We start from the raw sequence: 18,587 nt of genomic DNA on the forward strand, positions 1-18,587 counted from the left end.
AGACCCGTGGACTACGCACTCACCCCTGAACAGGAGGCGTTCCGCAAGGAGGTCTGCGACCTCCTCTCCGAGGACGCCGTCCGCGCGGAGGTCGAGGGGCTGCGGCACCGGCCCCCCGGCGCGGAGCCGGGGATGCTGGAGGTGTACCGCCGGCTCGGCGAGCGCCGCTGGCTCGCGGTGAACTGGCCCGAGGAGTACGGCGGGCTCGGCCGCGGCGTCGTCGAGAAGTCGCTCCTCACCGAGGAGCTGATCCGGCACGGCGTGCCCGACCTCGTCCACGTCGTCAGCGTGGACATCGTCGGGCTGATCCTCCAGATGGCCGGCACGCCGGAGCAGCGGCGGCGCCTGCTGCCTCCGCTCGCCCGCGGCGAGGCGTCCGCGTCCGTCCTGTACAGCGAGCCCGGCGCCGGCTCGGACCTGGCGGCGCTGCGGACCCGCGCCGAACCCGACGGCGACGGCGCCTGGCGGCTGTACGGGCGCAAGGTCTACAGCCTGAAGTCGCAGTTCGCCGACTGGGCGCTGTGCGCCGCCCGGACCAGCGAGTCCGAGGCCGCCGCCTACGGCATCACGCTCTTCGTCGTCCCGCTGCGGACGCCCGGCGTCACCGTCCGGGCGCTGCCGAGCCTGTCCGACGACGCGTTCGGCGACGTCACGCTGGAGGGCGTGCGGCTGACCCGCGACGACGTGCTCGGCCCGGTCGACGAGGGCTACCAGGTCATCAACGAGGTCATCCCGGTCGAGCGGACCGGCCTGGAGTTCCAGGCCAAGGCCCGGCGGCTGCTCGACCTGGTGGTCCGGCGGCTGCGCGAGACGGGCGGCCTGGACGAGCCCGGCACCGGGCCGCGGCTCGTCCGGCTGCACGCGCGGGCCCGCGCCGCGGAGCTGCTGTCGTGGCGGGTCGTCACCGAGCTGCGCGACGGGCGGATCGACGGCGTCCACGCGGCCATGGCCAAGTGGTACGCGACGGAGCTGTTCAAGGAGCTGACGCACACCGGGATCGAGCTGCTCGGGCTGGACGCGACGCTGTCGGCCCGCGACCCGCGCGCGCCGTGCGCGGGCGTCCTGGAGAGCGGCCACCGCGACGCCCCCGGCTACACCCTGTCCGCGGGGACGTCGGAGATCATGCAGTACCTCATCGCGTCCACCGGCCTGCGCCTGCTCACCTGACCCTTCGCCGAGACCGGCGTCTTTCCGCCCCATCTGTCTTCGCCACACTGAGGAGGAATCGTGCGGTTCGCACCGAGCGAGCGGCAACGAGAGATCGCCGAGCGGTTCGCACCGCTGCTCGGCGGGGAGCTGGCCGCCGCGGTCCGGCGGCTGTCCACGCGCCCGGCGGGGATCCCGCCGTCCCCCGAGGACGCGGAGGCCCGCCGGATGACCTGGCGGGCCCTGGAGCGGCTCGGCGCCGCGCGGCTCGCCCTGCCCGCCGCGCTCGGCGGCGAGGACGGCGGCCTCGCCGACGCCGTCGTCCTCGCCGAGCTGACCGGCCGCGCGCTCTACCAGAGCCCGCTGCCCGACACGCTCTTCGCGCTCGACCTGCTGCGCGGGCGCGACGAGGCGCGGACGATCGCGGACGGCGCGACCGTCGCCCTCGCCGCCCGCGACCGCGGCGACCGGACCCTCACCCGCCCGGCCCCCCTGCCCGCCGACGACGCCGGGGACCCCCGGGTGGTCCGGAGGCACGTCGCGTTCGCGGACGAGGCCGACCTCCTGCTCATCGCGGGGACGGCCCCGGACGGCCTCCGGTGCGCGCTGCTGCCGGGCGAACACCCCGCCGTGCGCACCGAGCGCCACGAGGACATCGCCTGCGGCGACCTCCACACCGTGACCGTGGACGCGGTCCCGCCCGACGCGTGGATCGGCGGTCCCGGGCTGGACGAGGCATGGGCCACGGCCCTCACCGCGGCACGGACCCGGCACGCCGCCTACCTCGTGGGGCTGTCCCACGCCGCCCTCGACCTCACCACCGGGCACGCCCGCACCCGGCGCCAGTTCGGACGGAGCATCGGCAGCTTCCAGGCCATCGCGTTCCGCCTCGCCGAGATCGCGACCGACGTGGAGGCCGCGCGGATGCTCACCGGCTACGCCGCGTCCCGCGCGGACGAGGGCGACGGCGGCGCGGCCATGGCGAGCCTGGAGGCGGTCGCGGCCGCCGGGGACCTCGCCCGCCGGGCCGCCGCCGAGGCCGTCCAGATCCACGGCGCCATCGGGATGACCGACGACCACGACGCCCAGCTGTTCTACCGGCGCGCCGCGGTCGACGCCGTGTTCCTCGGCGGCCCCGAACGGCACCGCGAGGAGGCCGCCACGTACCTGGCCGCCGAACCGTCCGGCCCTGCGGCCTGCCTGGACCACGCCTTCTCCTGAGCGGCTCCCGTCACGGTCTGGCGGTCGCCAGCGTCCTCTGGTGGATCCGCGTGACGGCCCGCCGCGCCGACTCGATCGCCCCGGCCTGCCAGCCGATGAACCCGGTCAGCCACTCCCCGGCGAAGTACACCCGCCCGTGCGGCCGGTTCAGCAGGTCGTAGGCGCCGTCCGTCCAGGACGGCCACCGGACCCAGCCGGTCTCGATGTGCGGGACGCGGTCCCAGTTGACCGCGAAGCCCGAGACCAGCTCCCGCGCGTACGCCGGGCCGTGGATCTTCACGCCCTGCGCGACGGCACGCCTGATCCGGTCCGCGGGCGCCATCGCGTCCAGCCCCTCGGTGGACGGGCCCTCGGTGTAGGCGCCGATGAGCACGCCCCGCCGGCCGTGGTAGCCGTGGCACGGGTACCAGATCTGGCCGATGTCCATATCTGTGTGCGTGAGGCCGCCGTAGATCCGCTCGTCCTGCTCCCACCAGCGGCGCCGGTACTCCAGCCCGATCTTGCTGACCGGGACGCGCGAGGGCCGCTCCAGCGCCGCCGTCACGTGCGCACCGAGGTTCGTGGGGACCCTGGCCATGATGTACGGCGGCAGCGTCGCCACGCAGTAGTCGGCGTGCTCCGTGCGCTTCCTGCCGCCGCCGTCGGTGTAGAGGACGTCCACCCCGGACGGCAGGTCGGTCACCTCCAGCACCTGGGCACCGTACCGGATCCGGTCCGCGCCGATCCGGTCGGCGAGCGCGCGCGGGATACGGTCCATCCCGCCCACCGGCTGGAACATGACCGTCTGGAACGGCCACTCCAGGTTGAACGACAGGTCGCGGCCGATGCCGCTCGCGAGGACGTCGTGCACGGACGGCGGAGGCCCGTCGATCACGCCCGGCGGGTCGTCGGTGTCCGGCAGGACCCGGTAGCCCCGCCGGTTCGTGCCGGTGTAGGCGAGCCGGTCGCCGCTGCGGGTGAGCGCCCCGAAATCCTCCAGGAACGCTAGGAGCCTTTCCCTGTCGTCGCGGCCCAGTTCCTTGTCCAGTGCGCCCTGGTCGGTGGCCTTGGCGAGCAGCTCGGACACGTGCCCGAACACGTCCGCCTTGGCCTTCCTGTTCTCGATCCGGCGCCGCGACAGCGGCCCGCCGTTCTCGTAGTAGACGCAGGCGTTGCAGTTGTCGAGGCTGAACGGCTCGATCGGGATGCCCAGCTCCCGGCAGTAGTCGAGGGTCACCATGAACTGGGCGATGCGGGCCGGGCCCGCGTTCATGTACTCGCCATCGGCGAAGCGCGCCCGCTGGCGGTGCCCGGTGATCTCCTTCTCGGCGGTGCCGCCGCGGACCGTCCAGTTGCGTCCGCCCGGCCTGTCCTTGGCCTCCAGGACGAGGCACTCGTACCCCGCCTTGCGCAGCTCGTACGCCGTCGCCAGGCCGGTCACGCCGCCGCCGAGGACCACCACCCGCGGCGGGCGCGCGCCCCGGAGCGCGAGGTCGCCGGGCCGCGGCGGCTCGAAGGGCGCCGGGTTCGCCGCCGCCGTCGGCGCGAGGCCGAGCGCGCCCATCGCGCCGAACAACGCGCCGGAACCGCCCGCGGCGCCGACGGACTCCAGAAAGGACCTCCGCGTCACGCCGCCCATGAAGAACCTCCGATCCGGGGCGCGGAAAGTGCAATTCGATTACATCGGACGGCGCCATTACCGGACAGCGGCGTGATTCTGAACCGCGCGGCGGAATATCATTCTCCTGACGACGGCGGCGTCATCGGCGTGACGCTTCGTCCTCCCGCTTTGCGCCTTTTCCCGAGGTGACCGTCGCCAGATAGAGGGCGAGCAGCACGACGGCGCAGCCCAGCAGCTGGAGCGGCGTCGGCCGCTCGCCCAGGATGAGCGCGCCGAGCAGCACCGACCCGACCGGCTGGATGAGCAGCAGCGCCGCGCCCACCTCGGCGGGCAGGTGCGGCAGCGCGCCGCCGATGAGCAGGTAGCTGGCGACCTGCCCGGTCAGCGCGATGCCCAGCAGCCACCCGAACGGCGCCCAGCCCGGCGCGAGGTCCAGGCCGTGCCAGAACGGCCCCACCAGCAGCGCGACCAGCCCGGACACGGCCGCCGACTCCGTCACCGGCACGATGATCCGGTCCGCGTCACCCGCCTGCCGCAGCAGGAACAGGAACGCCGCGTAGCACAGCGCCGCAGCCGCGGAGTACACGGCGCCCAGCACCGGGTCGTCCCCGGACGCGCCCTCCCCCACCAGCCCCCCGGCGAGCGCCACCCCGGCGAGCATCACCGGGACGATCGCCGCGAACATCCGCCCCGGCCGCTCCCGCAGGAAGATCCAGCCCAGCAGCGGGACGAGCACCACCTGCGCGTTCACGATGACGGTCGCGATCCCGGCGCCGCTGTTGGCGATGCCCTCGTTCCACAGCAGGATGTCGCCCGCGAGCATCACCCCCGCCAGCAGCGCCATGGGCCGGGACCGGCGGGGACGCGGCGGCTGGGGGCGGCGGCGCTCGGAGACCGCCAGCGGGATCAGCACCGGCATCGACAGCAGCCCGCGGAAGAACGTGATGGTCCCGGTGGAGGTCCCGGCGAGCGGGATGAACACCGACGACAGCGCCACGCACACCGCCCCCGCGATCAGCGACGGCACGGGACGGCGCGTCGTCACGTCCCTGAGCCGTCCCGGCACCGACCGGGCGGACCCGTCCCGGTCCCGGTCCCGTCCGTGTGCCGCCGTGATCGTGCCGCGCTTCGGCATCGTCCCGCCCTCCGCGGTCGCCTCTGCCGCCCGGCGATGGCCGCCGGTGACTCGCCCTACCCCGCCCCCGGAGGGGCATTCCGCCCTACGCGCCCGCCCGCCGGATCTTGGCCTCGACCAGGTGCGGGCCCGGCTCGGCGAACGCGGCCCGCAGCGCCCCGCCCAGTTCTTTGGCGGTGGCGGCGCGCGCGGCGGGGACGCCGAGCGCCTCGGCCACGCCGACCCAGTCGGGCCCCGGCCGGTCCAGGGACAGCAGCGCCTCGGAGGAGGGCCCGACCCCCTCGGCCTTGTCCACCTCCCATTTGACGATCTCGTACCCGGCGTTGTCGCAGATGACCGTGGTGACGTCCAGGTTCTCGCGGGCCTGCGTCCACAGCGCCTGGACGGTGTAGAGCGCGCTGCCGTCCCCCTCGATCAGCAGGACGGGACGGTCCGGGCAGGCGACCGCCGCTCCCGTCGCCAGCGGCAGCCCGTGCCCGATGGCCCCGCCGGTCGGGGCCACCATGCAGGTGTGCGGGGGCGCCGCCTCCGCCGCCCGGTGGTACCCGAAGCCCGACGTCAGCGACTCGTCCACCACGATCGCGTCGGCGGGCTGCGCGGCGGCCACGGCGGCGGCGAACGTCTCCGGGGTCAGCGGGCCGGACGGGACGGCGGGCGGCCCCGCCCGCCGTCCCGTCCGCTCCGCGGGGGCCGCGCCGACCCGGTCGGCGAGCCGCTCCAGCGCGTCCACGGCGTCGTCAAGGCAGTCCTGCGGGGCACCGGCGAGGACCCGCAGGTCCGCGCCGTCCGGGACGAAGCCGCTCGGCCGCCCCGCGTACCCGAACGAGCTGACCGGCTCGCGCGCGCCCGCGAGGACGACCGCCGACACGTCCGCCAGCATCGCGGCGGCGTCGTCGTAGGGGTGCGGGAGCCGCGCCGGCGCGGGCAGTGCGCCGCCGCGCTCGATCCGCGCCGGGAACGTCTCGTGGACGAGGCGGCAGCCGGTGGCGCGGGCCACGGCGCCCGCGGCGAGCAGACCCTCCCGGGACAGGGCGCCGCCGCCGAGGAAGAGCACCGCCGTCCCCCCGCGGCGCAGCGCGTCCGCCGCCCTCGCGACACGGTCCCCATCGACCGGGCGGCGCCTGCGGAGCGCGGCGTCGGCGCCCGGCTCCCGGACCTCCTGCCGCGCGAGGTCCGCGGGGACGGCGAGACACGCCGGCCCCCGGGCGGACTCCCCGATCGCGTCCGCCATGTCCCGGGCCATCCCCTCCGCCGACTCGCATCTCCCCACATGCGCGCAGAACGGGTCCGCCACGGCGGGGACGTCCGTGGTCAGCGGCGCGTCCGCGGCGGCGTGCCAGGTGGCCTGGTCGCCGACGACGACCACCGCGGGCGTGCCCGCCCGGCGCGCGTTGTGCAGGGACGCCAGGCCGTTCGCCAGGCCGGGCCCGCAGTGCAGCACGGCCAGCGCGGGCCGGCCCGTCATCCGCCCGTAGCCGTCGGCGGCGCCGGTGCAGACCGCCTCGTGCGGCCCGAGCACCGGCCTGATCGCGGGGACCCGGTCGAGCGCGCCCGCGAGTGGCACCTCGCTCGTCCCCAGATTGGCGAAGCACACGTCCGCGCCCGCGGCGGCGGCCGTCCTCATCAGGCTTTCAGCGCCGTTCATCGTCCCTTTCCGTCCGTCGGAGAAAAAGGCATCTCCCAGAAAGCCATCCTCGGACGCGGCGTCCCATGCCGCTGTAGCGTGACGACGAAATCCGGCGTTCTCGAATCATCACCATGACGACCGGATCCAGGTGGACGGCCGCTTCGTCCGGGAATGTTCCGGCCCTATGAAGGCTCTGCTCCTGCTGCCGCCGATCGGCCTGCTCGTCCCGGCGTTCTACGACCGCCGGTCGCCGGAACTGTTCTCCGTCCCGTTCTTCTACTGGTACCAGCTCGCCTGGGTGCCGATCACGGTCGCGCTGCTCGTCCTGGTGTACCGCGCCACGAGGGACGAGCGATGAAGTGGACCGAGCTGACGATCCTCGTCGTCGCGTTCACGCTCGTCACCGTGATGGGCTTCGCCGCGTCCCGGTGGCGCCGCGCCGACGACCCCGAGCACCTGGACGAGTGGGGGCTCGGCGGCCGCGACTTCGGGTCGTGGCTGTCCTGGTTCCTCATCGGCGGCGACTTCTACACCGCCTACACGTTCGTGTCCGTGCCCGCGCTGCTGTTCGCGACCGGCGCCGCCGGGTTCTTCCCGCTGCCCTACTCGATCATCGTCTACCCGATGGTGCTGCTGGTGCTGCCCCGGCTCTGGGAGGTCGCGCGGCGGCACGGGCACGTCACCACCGCCGACTTCGTCCGGGCGCGGCACGGCTCCGGCACGCTCGCCCTGCTCGTCGCCCTCACCGGCATCGTCGCCACGATGCCCTACATCGCGCTCCAGCTGGTGGGCATCCAGGCCGTCCTGAAGGCCACGGGCGTGCACGGCGAGTGGCCGATCGTCATCGCGTTCGCCGTCCTCGCCGCCTACACCTACCGGTCCGGGCTGCGGGCGCCCGCGCTGATCGCCTTCGTCAAGGACGCCCTGATCTTCGTGGTGGTGCTCGCCGCGGTGATCTACGTGCCGATGCGGCTCGGCGGCTGGGACGCCGTCTTCGACGCCGCCGACCGCAAGTACGCCGGGACCCCCGGTACCGCCGACGGCACCGTGCTCGGCGCGTCCGCCGGGCTCGGCTACTCGACGCTCGCGCTCGGCTCGGCCGCCGCGCTGTTCCTGTACCCGCACTCGGTCACCGGCGTCCTGGCCGCGGGCGACCGCGGCGCGGTGCGCCGCACCACGGCCGCGCTCCCCGCCTACTCACTGCTGCTCGGGCTGCTCGCGCTCCTCGGCTACATGGCGATCGCCGCCGGCGTGCAGCCGATGACCTCGGACGGGCGGCCCGACCCGAACACCGTCGTCCCGCTGCTCTACGACAAGATGTTCCCGAACTGGTTCGCGGGCATCGCCTTCACCGCCATCGGCGTCAGCGCCCTCGTCCCCGCGGCCATCATGTCCATCGCCGCGGCGAACCTGTTCACCCGCAACGTCTACAAGGAGTACCTGCGCCGCGACGCCTCCCCCGCCGCCGAGGCCCGCGCCGCCCGCGTGACGTCGCTGACCGTCAAGGCCGGCGCCGTCGCCGTGATCGTCCTGCTGGACCCGCAGTTCTCCATCGACCTCCAGCTGATCGGCGGGGTCATCGTGCTCCAGACCCTGCCGTCGGTCCTCCTCGGCCTCTGCTCCCGCGCACCGCACCGCTGGGCGCTGATCGCGGGCTGGACGGCGGGGATGGCCAGCGGCCTGTGGATGCTGTACGTCACCCCGGCCGTCGAGGCGGCGACCGGACGCGTCGTCCACGCGCACTGGGGCGGCGCCCAGTTCGCCCTCGACCGCCTCGGCCTCTCCACCGGCCTGACCGTCTACGCGGGCGTCCTCGCGGTCCTCGTCAACCTGGCCGTCACGTTCCTGCTGACCCCCGTCATGCGGCGTGTGGGGGTCCCGGACGGTGAGGATCTCACCGCCCCGGACCCCGCCCCCGTTGCACACCCGCTCCCCCGATAGGCCGGCGCACGCCGGATCAGCGCGACAGGGCCGGCCCGGCGTGGGCCGGAGCCGGGTCCGCGCCCCGGACGGTGAAGAAGCCGACCAGGGCCGCCAGCGTCGCGATCCCCTCACCGATGAGGCTGATCGTCTTGTCGCCGTACCAGTGCGGGTCGTACATGGCCGGGATGGGCCCGAGCCGCCCGACGTCGACGGAGTAGTAGAGGACGAGGGCGCCGACGGCGCTCGCCGCGACGAGGAACGCGACCGCGTACGTCCACCGGCGCGCCCAGACCAGGACGAGCAGCCCCGCCGCCGCGGCGAGGAGCGCCTGAGCGCGGAAGAGGTCGTCGCCGGGGATGGTGCCGCTCGCGGCGTTGGGCCCGGGGGCCATGTCAGGCGCGAAACGCCAATGCACGAAGGCGTCGGCCGCGAGCCCCGCGGCCACGAGTACACGAAGAAGGACTCCCATACCCCTTGCACGTCCGGCCAGGCCCGCGCGGATCAACGGAACCGGAAAGGATCTCGGCCGGATGCTCAGTCCGCCGGGCGGCCGCCCGCCGCGCCCGCGCCGACGGTGACCCGGAACCCCAGCGCGTCGCCCTCGGCGACGACGTCCACATGCGAGCCGCCCTCCAGCTCGCCGGACAGCAGCAGGTCCGAGAGCCGGTCGTCCACCTCCCGCTGGATCGTGCGGCGCAGCGGCCGCGCGCCGAACTCCGGCTGGTAGCCGCGCCGCGCCAGGAAGTCCACGGCCTCGGTCGTGAACGTGACCGTGACGCCCTGCGCGCGCAGGCGGCGGCGCGTCTCGTCCAGCAGCAGGTCGGTGATCTGGCGGAGCTGGCCCTCCTCCAGGCGCCGGAACACGATGATCTCGTCGATCCGGTTGAGGAACTCGGGGCGGAACGCCTCGCGCAGCCGGCGCATGAGCCGGTCGCGGAGCGCGGCGTCCGGGCCGTCCTCGCCGCCGCCGTCCGCGCCGAAGCCCATCCCCACCTGGCCCGTGATCAGTTCGGAGCCGAGGTTGCTGGTCATGATGACCACGGTGTTGCGGAAGTCGACGGTACGGCCCTGCGCGTCGGTCAGCCTGCCGTCGTCGAGCAGCTGGAGCAGGACGTTGAAGACGTCCTGGTGCGCCTTCTCGATCTCGTCCAGCAGGATCACCGCGTAGGGCCGCCGCCGCACCGCCTCGGTGAGCTGCCCGGCCTCGTCGTAGCCGACGTAGCCGGGCGGCGCGCCCATCAGGCGGCTCACCGTGTGCCGCTCCTGGAACTCGCTCATGTCGAACCGGATCATCCGGTCGCGGCTGCCGAACAGCGCCTCCGCGAGGGCCTTGGCCAGCTCGGTCTTGCCGACGCCGGTCGGGCCGAGGAACAGGAACCCGCCGATCGGGCGGCCGGGGTCGCCCATGCCCGCGCGGGACCGGCGGACGGCCCGCGCCACCGCCGCCACCGCGTCGTCCTGCCCGATCACGTGCTCGTGCAGGTGTTCCTCCAGCTGCGTGAGCCGTTCCCGCTCGGCCTGGGTGAGCTGCGTGACGGGCACGCCGGAGATCCGGGAGACGACCTCGGCGATGTCGGCCGGGGTGACCTCGGGCACCGCCGCGGGACCGCCCACGCCGCGCGCGGCGTCCAGCTCGGCCTCCAGGCGGCCGATCTCGTCGCGCAGCTCCGTCGCGCGCTCGTAGTCCTCGTCCGCGACGGCCTGGTCCTTCTCCCGCCGCCGCTGCTCCAGCCGCTCCTCCTTCTCGCGGCGGCCGCCGTCCCGCGCGCCCGACCGCAGCCGGACGCGGGCGCCCGCCTGGTCGATCAGGTCGATCGCCTTGTCCGGCAGGAACCGGTCGGTGAGGTAGCGGCTGGACAGGTCCACCGCCGCGACGAGCGCCTCGTCGGAGAACCGCACCTGGTGGTGCGCCTCGTACCGGTCGCGCAGCCCCCGCAGGATCTCGACGCTGTCCTCGGTGCCCGGCTCGGGCACCAGGAGCGGCTGGAACCGGCGCTCCAGCGCGGCGTCCTTCTCGATGTGACGGCGGTACTCGTCGATGGTGGTCGCGCCGACCACGTGCAGCTCACCGCGCGCCAGCGCGGGCTTCAGCATGTTCCCCGCGGTCATCGCGCCCTCGGCGCCGCCCGCGCCCACCAGCGTGTGGATCTCGTCGATGAACACCACGAGCCCGTCGGCGTTCTCGCGGATCTCGTCCACGACCTTCTTCAGCCGCTCCTCGAAGTCGCCCCGGTAGCGGGTCCCGGCGACGACCCCGCTCAGGTCGAGCTGGACGATCCGCTTGCCGCGCAGCGTCACCGGCACCTCGTCGTCCACGATCCGCTGCGCGAGGCCCTCGGCTATGGCGGTCTTGCCCACCCCCGGGTCGCCGATCAGCACCGGGTTGTTCTTGGTGCGCCGGGACAGCACCTCGACGGTCTCCTCGATCTCGTCCTCCCGGCCGATCACGGGGTCGATCCGGCCCTCCCGCGCCAGCTCGGTCAGGTCGCGGCCGAACTCGTCCAGCGTGGGCGTGCTGGACGCCGGGCCTCCGCCGCCCTGGCCGCCCGTCCCGCCGGGCGGCTGGCCCCCGCCGCCGCCCGCCGCGGACTGGAGCGTGTCCGGCGTGACGTGCGCCGCGTCCAGGATCCGGCCCGCGCTGGACCCGCGGTCGAGCGCCAGCGCGAACAGCAGGTGCTCGGGCCCGATGTAGGACGAGCCGAGGGCGCGGGAGATCTGGTGCGAGTCGAGCAGCGCGCGCTTCGCCGCGGGGGTCAGCTCGGGCGGCACGTCCCTCGGCTCACCCCGGCGGGCGGACTCCTCGACCTCCCGGGCGATGGCGTCGGGGTCGGCGCCCGCCCGCTCCAGCCACTGCCGCGTCCGCTGCTGCCGCGTCGCCGCCCACAGCAGGTGGTCGGCGTCCAGGTCGACGCTGCCCCAGCGCGCCGCCTGCGCCGCCGCGTCCCGGACGAGCTCGCGCGCGGGTTCGCTCATCAGCCGCGCGATGCCGATCCGTTCCACCGGGCGCCGGTGGGCCCCGGCGCCGAAGAAGCGGGCGAGCATCTCCTCGAACGGATCCATCCCCCCGGACCCGTACCATCCCTCGCTCATCTGCGGAAACCTCCCCCGTTTCCCGTCCGGACGTCGCGACCGTCAGGGTCGTGCCCACCGCTCCGCACCGGAAACCCCAGGCGGCGCAGGCGCCCGTTCGGTCCGCCGGAGCCGGCCGGCTGGAGTACTGTCGGTGATGGAACGGACGCCCAGCGCGTCCGCCGACTCGTCGGGCCGACTCACCTGGATGGGGCATGCCTGGTCTCCCCCGCGCCGCCTGGCTCTACATCTGCGTCGTCGTCGCCGCGGCGGCCGGCCTCGTCGCCGCCTCGCCCTTCCGCGGCGTCGACCCGGGCGTCCTGCTGGCGCTGATCATGCTGTTCCTGGCCTGCGACTCCCTCCCGGCCCGGCTGCACGTCGACGGCGCCCGGGTGTCGCTCAGCTTCGCGGTGTGCCTGGCGTCGGTCGTGCTGCTCGGCCCGGTCGGTGCCGCGCTGGTGGGGTCGACCGCCGTCGCCACCGGCCAGCGGGGCATCGCGCCCGTCAAGCGGGTGTTCAACGGCGCCCAGTTCGCGGTGAGCGGCTACGCGGCCGGGGCGGTCTTCCTGCTCGCCCACGGCGACCGGGTGCGGCCCTGGCAGGTCCACTGGGTCGCGGGCGTCATCGGCCCGTTCACCCTCGCGCTCGTCACGTTCGTGCTGGTCAACCTGGCGCTGATGGCCGGGGTGCTGCTCCTGGCCGGGCAGGCCGCCCCCGGCGAGCTCGCTCGCGAGAGCGGCGAGCTCGCGGGGGTGTGCGTCGGCTACGGCATGTTCGGGCTGCTGATCGCGGGCCTGTGGGACGACCTCGGCCCGGTCGTCGCGGTACTGGTGCTGCTGCCGCTGTACGTCGCGCGGTGGGCGCTGGAGCAGGCGTTCGGCCAGCGCCGCGCCTACGACGCGACGCTGGCGGCGCTGTGCCAGGCCGTGGAGACCAAGGACGTCAACACCCGCGGGCACTCCGACCGCGTCTCCCGCGGCGCGGTGATGATCGCCCGGCAGATCGGGATGCGCCCCGAGCGGGTCGAGGCCCTCCGGTACGCGGGGATGCTGCACGACATCGGCAAGATCGGCGTCCCGACCCGGATCCTCCGCAAGGACGGCAAGCTGACCGACGAGGAGTTCGCCGAGGTCCAGCTGCACCCGATGCGCGGGCTGGAGATCGTCCGCGACATCGGGTTCCTGGACGAGGCGCTCGCCGGGATCATGCACCACCACGAGAAGATGAACGGCCGCGGCTACCCGATGGGCCTCGCCGGCGACGAGATCCCCGAGTTCGCCCGGGTGATCGGCGTGGCCGACGCCTTCGACGTCATGACGTCCGCGCGCCCGTACCAGCGGCCCCGCTCGATCGGGGAGGCCAAGCGGGAACTGCGCCGCTGCGCGGGCACCCAGTTCGACCCGGTCATGGTCGAGGCGTTCCTGCGGGCCCTGGAGACGCACGGCTGGGAGTCCGAGGCGGGCGACCGGGAACCGGCACGGCACGAGGAAACCACCCCGAAATAGGGTATTTTACCCCGTTATTGGTGCGGTGATCGGCCGCCGATATCCGTTCGATATTTTCCCCGGTGAACCTGGAACGCTCAAAAGCCGTCATCTCTACATGAGTTCACCGACATCGTGATTCAAAGGGCGCCGGACCCTTGGATCATTCGATCGCGGGGTGCCGCCGCCCGGAGAGGGGCGTATTGATCACGCGGGGGCTGGACAAGCGGACGGCATGGGCGATGACCTGGCCGGCCGTACTTCTGATCCTGGCATGCGGCCTGCTGACCGCGGGCCTTTCCTGGAACGGCCGGCGATGGGTCGCGATCCCCGTGGGGGCGGGGATCTACCTGCTCTACCTGTTCCTGCTGAACCTGCGGCACAAGAGGGCGGCCGGAGGCTCGCCGCCCGAGCAGCGCGGCGGCCATGACGGCAAGGCCGACCTGCCCGGGCTGTTCGAGAAGCAGCGCGCGGCGCTGCGCAAGGACAACCTGGAATCGGTGCCCTCACTCGTCCGAATGATCATCGATCCCGCACATTTCCGGACGCGGACGGTGGAATCGGTCTCCCTCCAGGGGCGCGTCATCAGCCAGCAGGTCACCATCGAGTTCCAGCTCCCCTCGCCGCCGGCCGGCGGCCCGGAACGGGACGGCGGCGCCGGTGAGATCTACGTCCCGGCCCTGCTGGTGCGCAAGCCCGAACTGATCGACAGTCTCGCGATCACCGATTCCCAGGGGCAGACCGTCACCGTGCTGTCCTTCGAGGAGACCGCCGAGCTGCTGGCGGTGGCCCTGCACTTCCTGGTGATCACCTGCACGGCCCCCGGCCGGGAGGACGGCCGTTCGCCGCGGACGCAGCGCGAGCTGGAGAGGTCCTGGCAGGCCGAGGCCCTGCTGCTGGAGCTGATCTACGGGTTCGGCAACCGCGCGGACGTCGACAAGGTGATCGCGGAGGCGTTCGCGCTGCTGGGACTCCCGGGAAGCGCGGGGACCGAGCGGGTGACCTGGCTCCGGGAGTTCGTGCAGATGCTCAGCCAGGCGTACCCGGTCATCGCCGTGCTGCCGCACCAGGACCACCGCCGGGCCGTGATCTCCTACCGGCGGACGCTGATCCCGTCCCTGTCGATCGCCAACGTCCGGGGGCGGCTGCGGCTCGCGCTCGGGTTGCGCCCGCTGAAGGTGGGCGTCGACACCGCGCTGGCGCACAACTCCAAGTCGTACCACCTCCAGATCGACGGCCCCGGCACCCAGTACCTGATGGAGCAGACGCTGCGCTGCGCGTCCTGCCGCACCCCGCTGACCCGCGCCGGCGTGATCCTGCCCCCGGGCCGGACGTGCCCGGTGCACCACCAGCGGTTCCAGTCCGGCTGGGGACGCCCCTACTTCGAGATGCGCGGCAAGCGCGGCCAGTCGTACGCGCACCTGTACATGCGGGGCTTCGCGAGGGTCCGCGGGGAGAACCTCGTCCTGTCGGCGTCCTTCGGGGAGTCGCCGCCCGGCACGCTCGCCAGCGCCACGATCACCGCGGCGGTCACGTGCCTGCTCATCGGCGCGATCGGGCACGCCGAGGCGACCGGGATCGCCAACGACAGCGACATCCCGCCGCTGCTGCTGGCGCTGCCCGCCGTCGCCGCGTCCTGGTTCGGCTTCAACGCCGACGGGGAGGCCGTGCTGCGCTCCTCGCTGGCCGCCCGCTGCTCGTTGTTCGTCAGCGCTATCGCCTCGCTCATCGCGGGAAGCCTCTTCCTCGTGACCGAGCGACCCGAGAAGCCCGTCCAGTCGGTGGAACCCGACGTGTTCGGGATGCATCTGCCTTCGTGGTGGGGTTTGCTGTTCGTCATAGCTCTGGTCAACGTACTGTCAATAGCTGCCCAACTTGTCGTCCGTTCGTGGTCCTACCGGCGACTGCTCTTGCGGAGGGAGAACGATGCTGCCCACACTTACCAACACCGGCTGGAGTAGCCGGAGCAGAGAGGGGACGGCACCCGTGCCGAACGACCGGTCCGACAGACCGCCGCCCGGCGGCGCCTATGTGATCGAGTCGATCGAGTACGTCCGCGAGACCCCGCTGCCGCCGAACACGCTGTTCGACGACCCGGACGAGCTCGACCGGCTCCTCGAATACACCAAGCAGTCGATCGAGTCGTGCGCGTCCACGGTCGGACGGGCGCCGGGAGCAGACCGCCGCGACGGCTGACGCCGCCGCGGACCCGGCGAACCCGTCCCACCCGTCCCGAGCGGTGTGCACGCAGCTCTGTTCCGGGTGGCCGGGCCCCGGCCGGACTACGCCGGGCCGTACGGGTTCTCGTTGGCGAGGACGCGGCCCGCGAACTCCTTCACCGCGTCCAGGGCGCGCAGGTACGGCATCGGGCCGTAGGAGACGCGCGCCGCACCGGCTGCGGCCAGGTCCGCGAGGGACGAGCCGGGCATGTTGTTCACGTTGACCGGCCCCGGGATCCCCGCCACCAGCGCCGGGACGGCGTCGAAGGGGGCCGTGATCGGGTACACGCAGTCCGCGCCGGCCTCGATGTAGAGGCGGCCGCGGGCTATCGCGCCGTCCACGGGATCGGGGGCCTTGGCGACGAACGTGTCGGCACGGGCGTTGATCACCAGCGCGTCGCCCGCCGCGTCGCGGACGGCGGCGATGAACTCGGCCTGGGCCCCGGGCTCGGCGAGCTCGCCCGCGTAGGTGTCCTCCAGGTTGCATCCGGCGGCGCCGATCGCGAGGAGCCGCTCGACCAGCTCGGCGGGCTGGAGCCCGTAGCCGGCCTCGGCGTCCACGGTGACCGGGACGGTCGCCACGCGGATCACACGGCCCGCGGCGGCGAACATCTCCCCGGCGGGCGCCCCCTCGTGGTCGGGGTACCCGAGCGAGGCGGCGACGGCCGCGCTGGCGGTGGCCAGGGCGGGGAAGCCCGCCTCCTGGACGATCTTCGCGCTTCCCGCGTCCCAGACGTTCGGCAGGAGCAGCGGGTCGCCGGGCCTGTGCAGCTCGCGGAGGCGCTTGGCGTTGTCGGTCATGGTTCTCCTTCCGTCCTCTTCTTCTAGGTGGACAGGGCAGGACGGTCCTTTGTGACATCGTCCCTCCCGTCCGTCCGGACGGTGCGGAGAACCCCCTGCTCAGTCGTCGGCGTAGACGCGGTGGATCTTCACGGGCCGGGCGGGCTCGCCGTCCTCGGGGCCGTTCTCGCCGGGGATGATGCCGCCCTTGACGATCCGGTCCAGGACCCGCAGACCCCGGGTGACCTCGCCCAGCACCGTGTACGCGGGCGGGATCTGCGCCCGCGAGTGGACCATGAAGAACTGGCTGCCGTTGGTGTCCGGGCCCCAGTTGCCCATGGCGACCGTCCCGCGCGGGTAGGTCTCCTCGCCGGTCAGCTCGTCGTCGAACTTGTAGCCGGGGCCGCCCTTCTCGGCGGCGTAGATGTCGCCGCACTGGAGGACGCCGAGCCGCGCCGAGTTGGTCAGCCGCCAGCAGCGGGTGCGGTCGTAGAAGCGCTGCCGGGTCAGGCTCACGAAGTTGTGGACCGCGCACGGCGCGTTCTCCCGGTCCATGCGGATGTGGACGTCGCCGAAGTTGGTGTCGAGGACGACGTCGACCTCCCCGTGGGCGCGGGCCTTGGGCCGGGGCGGGTGCACCCGCTTCGCGGGCGGGTTGTCGGGCGTGGGGGTGAACACGCACCGGACCTTGTGCCCGGCCCCGGCCGAGGACGGCGGGGACTGCGGCGCGGACGGCGACGCCTGGGCGGTCCCGGTGGGAGCGAGCGCGGCGGCGAAGGCGACGGCCAGGGCGGTGGCGGTCCAGCGCGGTCTCATACCCGTCAACGTACGGATCACCTGGGGGCCGGGATAGTGGCAAATCCCGACGAAGCTCCGGTATGGCGGGGGCACCGCGGGTGGCGGCATCCCGCCATGGCGTCCCGTGGCGGGCTGGGTTAGCGTCGAAGTGATCAACGAGCCTGCCGAGGGAGTGCGCATGCTGCCGTGGTCCGCCGAGCTCGCCGGACGCCTGGAAGATCACGTCGTCGCCAGCGAGCTGCTGCGCGACAACCCGCTGAAGGACCCGCACGAGCGCCCGCTGCTGGTGTACGTCCCGCCCGGTTACGACGACGACCCCGAACGCCGCTACCCCACCGTCTACGTGATCACCGGGTTCACCGGGCACGTCGGGATCTGGCGGAACCGGATGCCCTACCGCCAGCCGTTCACCGAGACCGCCGACGCGGTGTTCGCCTCCGGCGAGGCGCCGCCCGCGCTCGTGGTGTTCGTGGACGCCTGGACGGCGCACGGCGGCAGCCAGTACGTCGACTCCCCCGGCACGGGCCGCTACCACTCCTACATCTGCGACGAGGTCGTCCCCTGGGTGGACGGGCACTACCGGACGCTGGACGCGCCGGAGCACCGGGCGATCAGCGGCAAGTCCAGCGGCGGCTACGGCGCGATGATCACGCCGATGCTGCGGCCGGACCTGTTCGGGGCGCTCGCGACGCACGCGGGCGACGCGCTGTTCGAGTACTGCTACCTGCCGGAGTTCCCGAAGTGCGTCCGGCATCTGCGCCGGTACGGCGGCGACATCTGGCGGTGGTGGGACGACTTCCACTCCCGGGCGTCCTTCACCAAGCCCGAGGACATGGAGCTGCTCAACATCCTCGGCATGGCCGTGTGCTACTCCGCGCGCGAGGACGGCACGCCGGACCTGCCGTTCGACCCGGTCACGGGCGTCATGCGCCAGGACGTGTGGGAGCGGTGGCTGGCGTGGGACCCGGTGCGGATGGTCCCCGCCCACGCCGAGGCGATGCGGTCGCAGCGGGCGATCTGGATCGACGGCGGCACGCGCGACGAGTGGTACCTGGACGTGGGGGCGCAGGCGTTCCGGCAGGCGCTGCTGGACGCCGGGGTGGCCGAGGACGTGATCCGGTTCGAGCTGTTCGACGCGGGCCACGGCGGGATCGACTACCGCTACCCGCTCGCCCTGGCCTGGCTCTGCCGCCGCATCGCCCCCTGACGCCGCTCCGCCGTCCGGGGCGGGACGCGGGTCCGGGGCGGCACGCGGTCGAGGCGGTACGCGGTCGAGGCGGTACGCGGGGCCGGGGCGGGCGCGCGGCGGGGTTTCAACGCGTCGAACGTACTGAAGGTTCCTGTGCCGGGACGGGCCGGACCGTGGATCGGTCCGGCCGGTCAGCGCTGTCCAGGTGGACATTTCCCGAACATCCATCAACTCGTTCGTAAATATTGAAAATCCAGAACCAAATGGATTCATTGACTCCTTTCACACGGCGGGGTGCACTTCGGGACAGCTCATCCGGATGAGTCCCCCCAGTCCTCGCCCGGCGGACAAGGGTGTCGCGGAGCGCTCCCCCAGGACCTCCCGTGCGCCCTGCCC

Annotated in this window: 15 protein-coding genes; 8 read left to right on the forward strand and 7 right to left on the reverse strand. The window is 73.5% G+C overall.

The annotated features are described in order from the left end of the window. The first annotated feature begins 6 nt into the window (after positions 1–6). Both AGRA3207_RS17090 and AGRA3207_RS17095 read left to right on the forward strand, forming a co-directional pair. Positions 7–1,167 (forward strand): acyl-CoA dehydrogenase family protein, encoded by a 1,161-nt coding sequence (locus AGRA3207_RS17090; RefSeq protein WP_231335643.1) that lies wholly within the window; start codon positions 7–9, stop codon positions 1,165–1,167. Between the two features lie 60 nt (positions 1,168–1,227). Continuing rightward, positions 1,228–2,367 (forward strand): acyl-CoA dehydrogenase family protein, encoded by a 1,140-nt coding sequence (locus tag AGRA3207_RS17095; protein WP_231335644.1) that lies wholly within the window; start codon positions 1,228–1,230, stop codon positions 2,365–2,367. A 10-nt stretch (positions 2,368–2,377) separates the two neighbouring features. Here AGRA3207_RS17095 and AGRA3207_RS17100 read toward each other — a convergent pair whose 3' ends face one another. The 3 genes from AGRA3207_RS17100 to AGRA3207_RS17110 form a co-directional block, all read right to left on the reverse strand. After that, positions 2,378–3,985: a flavin monoamine oxidase family protein gene (locus AGRA3207_RS17100; RefSeq protein WP_231335646.1), complete on the reverse strand. Its 1,608-nt coding sequence runs from the start codon at positions 3,983–3,985 to the stop codon at positions 2,378–2,380. A 121-nt stretch (positions 3,986–4,106) separates the two neighbouring features. After that, entirely contained in the window at positions 4,107–5,102 is a 996-nt protein-coding gene (locus AGRA3207_RS17105) for a DMT family transporter (RefSeq protein ID WP_231335647.1), read from the reverse strand. An 85-nt stretch (positions 5,103–5,187) separates the two neighbouring features. After that, entirely contained in the window at positions 5,188–6,747 is a 1,560-nt protein-coding gene (locus AGRA3207_RS17110) for an acetolactate synthase large subunit (protein ID WP_231335648.1), read from the reverse strand. A 166-nt stretch (positions 6,748–6,913) separates the two neighbouring features. Here AGRA3207_RS17110 and AGRA3207_RS17115 point away from each other — a divergent pair, with 166 nt between their 5' ends. Together AGRA3207_RS17115 and mctP are read left to right on the forward strand one after the other, a co-directional pair. Continuing rightward, on the forward strand, positions 6,914–7,087 hold the full coding sequence (locus AGRA3207_RS17115) for a DUF3311 domain-containing protein (protein ID WP_231335649.1): 174 nt from the start codon (positions 6,914–6,916) through the stop codon (positions 7,085–7,087). After that, a complete protein-coding gene (gene mctP / locus AGRA3207_RS17120; protein WP_231335650.1) occupies positions 7,084–8,670 on the forward strand; it encodes a monocarboxylate uptake permease MctP in 1,587 nt (528 codons plus the stop codon). The genes AGRA3207_RS17115 and mctP overlap by 4 nt, the downstream gene beginning before the upstream one ends. A gap of 16 nt (positions 8,671–8,686) precedes the next feature. On the opposite strand, the gene AGRA3207_RS17125 is transcribed toward mctP, so the two are convergent. Further along, complete coding sequence (locus AGRA3207_RS17125) at positions 8,687–9,121, reverse strand: hypothetical protein (protein WP_231335651.1); 435 nt, start codon at positions 9,119–9,121, stop codon at positions 8,687–8,689. A gap of 65 nt (positions 9,122–9,186) precedes the next feature. Next, on the reverse strand, positions 9,187–11,742 hold the full coding sequence (locus AGRA3207_RS17130; protein WP_231335652.1) for an ATP-dependent Clp protease ATP-binding subunit: 2,556 nt from the start codon (positions 11,740–11,742) through the stop codon (positions 9,187–9,189). A gap of 194 nt (positions 11,743–11,936) precedes the next feature. Between AGRA3207_RS17130 and AGRA3207_RS17135 the strand changes: the two genes are divergently transcribed. The 3 genes from AGRA3207_RS17135 to AGRA3207_RS17145 all read left to right on the forward strand — a co-directional run bounded on the left by AGRA3207_RS17135 (position 11,937) and on the right by AGRA3207_RS17145 (position 15,401). Beyond that, positions 11,937–13,226, forward strand: coding sequence for an HD-GYP domain-containing protein (locus AGRA3207_RS17135; RefSeq protein ID WP_231335654.1), 1,290 nt, complete (start codon positions 11,937–11,939; stop codon positions 13,224–13,226). 182 nt (positions 13,227–13,408) lie between these two features. Next, positions 13,409–15,166: a hypothetical protein gene (locus AGRA3207_RS17140; protein ID WP_231335655.1), complete on the forward strand. Its 1,758-nt coding sequence runs from the start codon at positions 13,409–13,411 to the stop codon at positions 15,164–15,166. Positions 15,167–15,191: 25 nt separating this feature from the next. Next, positions 15,192–15,401, forward strand: a complete 210-nt coding sequence (locus AGRA3207_RS17145; RefSeq protein WP_231335656.1) for a hypothetical protein — start codon at positions 15,192–15,194, stop codon at positions 15,399–15,401. An 86-nt stretch (positions 15,402–15,487) separates the two neighbouring features. Here the strand turns inward: AGRA3207_RS17145 and AGRA3207_RS17150 are convergent, their stop codons facing one another. Continuing rightward, positions 15,488–16,225: an isocitrate lyase/PEP mutase family protein gene (locus tag AGRA3207_RS17150; protein ID WP_231335657.1), complete on the reverse strand. Its 738-nt coding sequence runs from the start codon at positions 16,223–16,225 to the stop codon at positions 15,488–15,490. Positions 16,226–16,324: 99 nt separating this feature from the next. After that, a complete protein-coding gene (locus tag AGRA3207_RS17155; protein ID WP_231335658.1) occupies positions 16,325–17,020 on the reverse strand; it encodes a peptidylprolyl isomerase in 696 nt (231 codons plus the stop codon). A 160-nt stretch (positions 17,021–17,180) separates the two neighbouring features. Between AGRA3207_RS17155 and AGRA3207_RS17160 the strand changes: the two genes are divergently transcribed. Continuing rightward, positions 17,181–18,209, forward strand: a complete 1,029-nt coding sequence (locus AGRA3207_RS17160) for an alpha/beta hydrolase (RefSeq protein WP_231335659.1) — start codon at positions 17,181–17,183, stop codon at positions 18,207–18,209. Positions 18,210–18,587: the final 378 nt, after the last annotated feature.

It is taken from the genome of Actinomadura graeca (genome assembly GCF_019175365.1).
GTDB lineage: Bacteria > Actinomycetota > Actinomycetes > Streptosporangiales > Streptosporangiaceae > Spirillospora > Spirillospora graeca.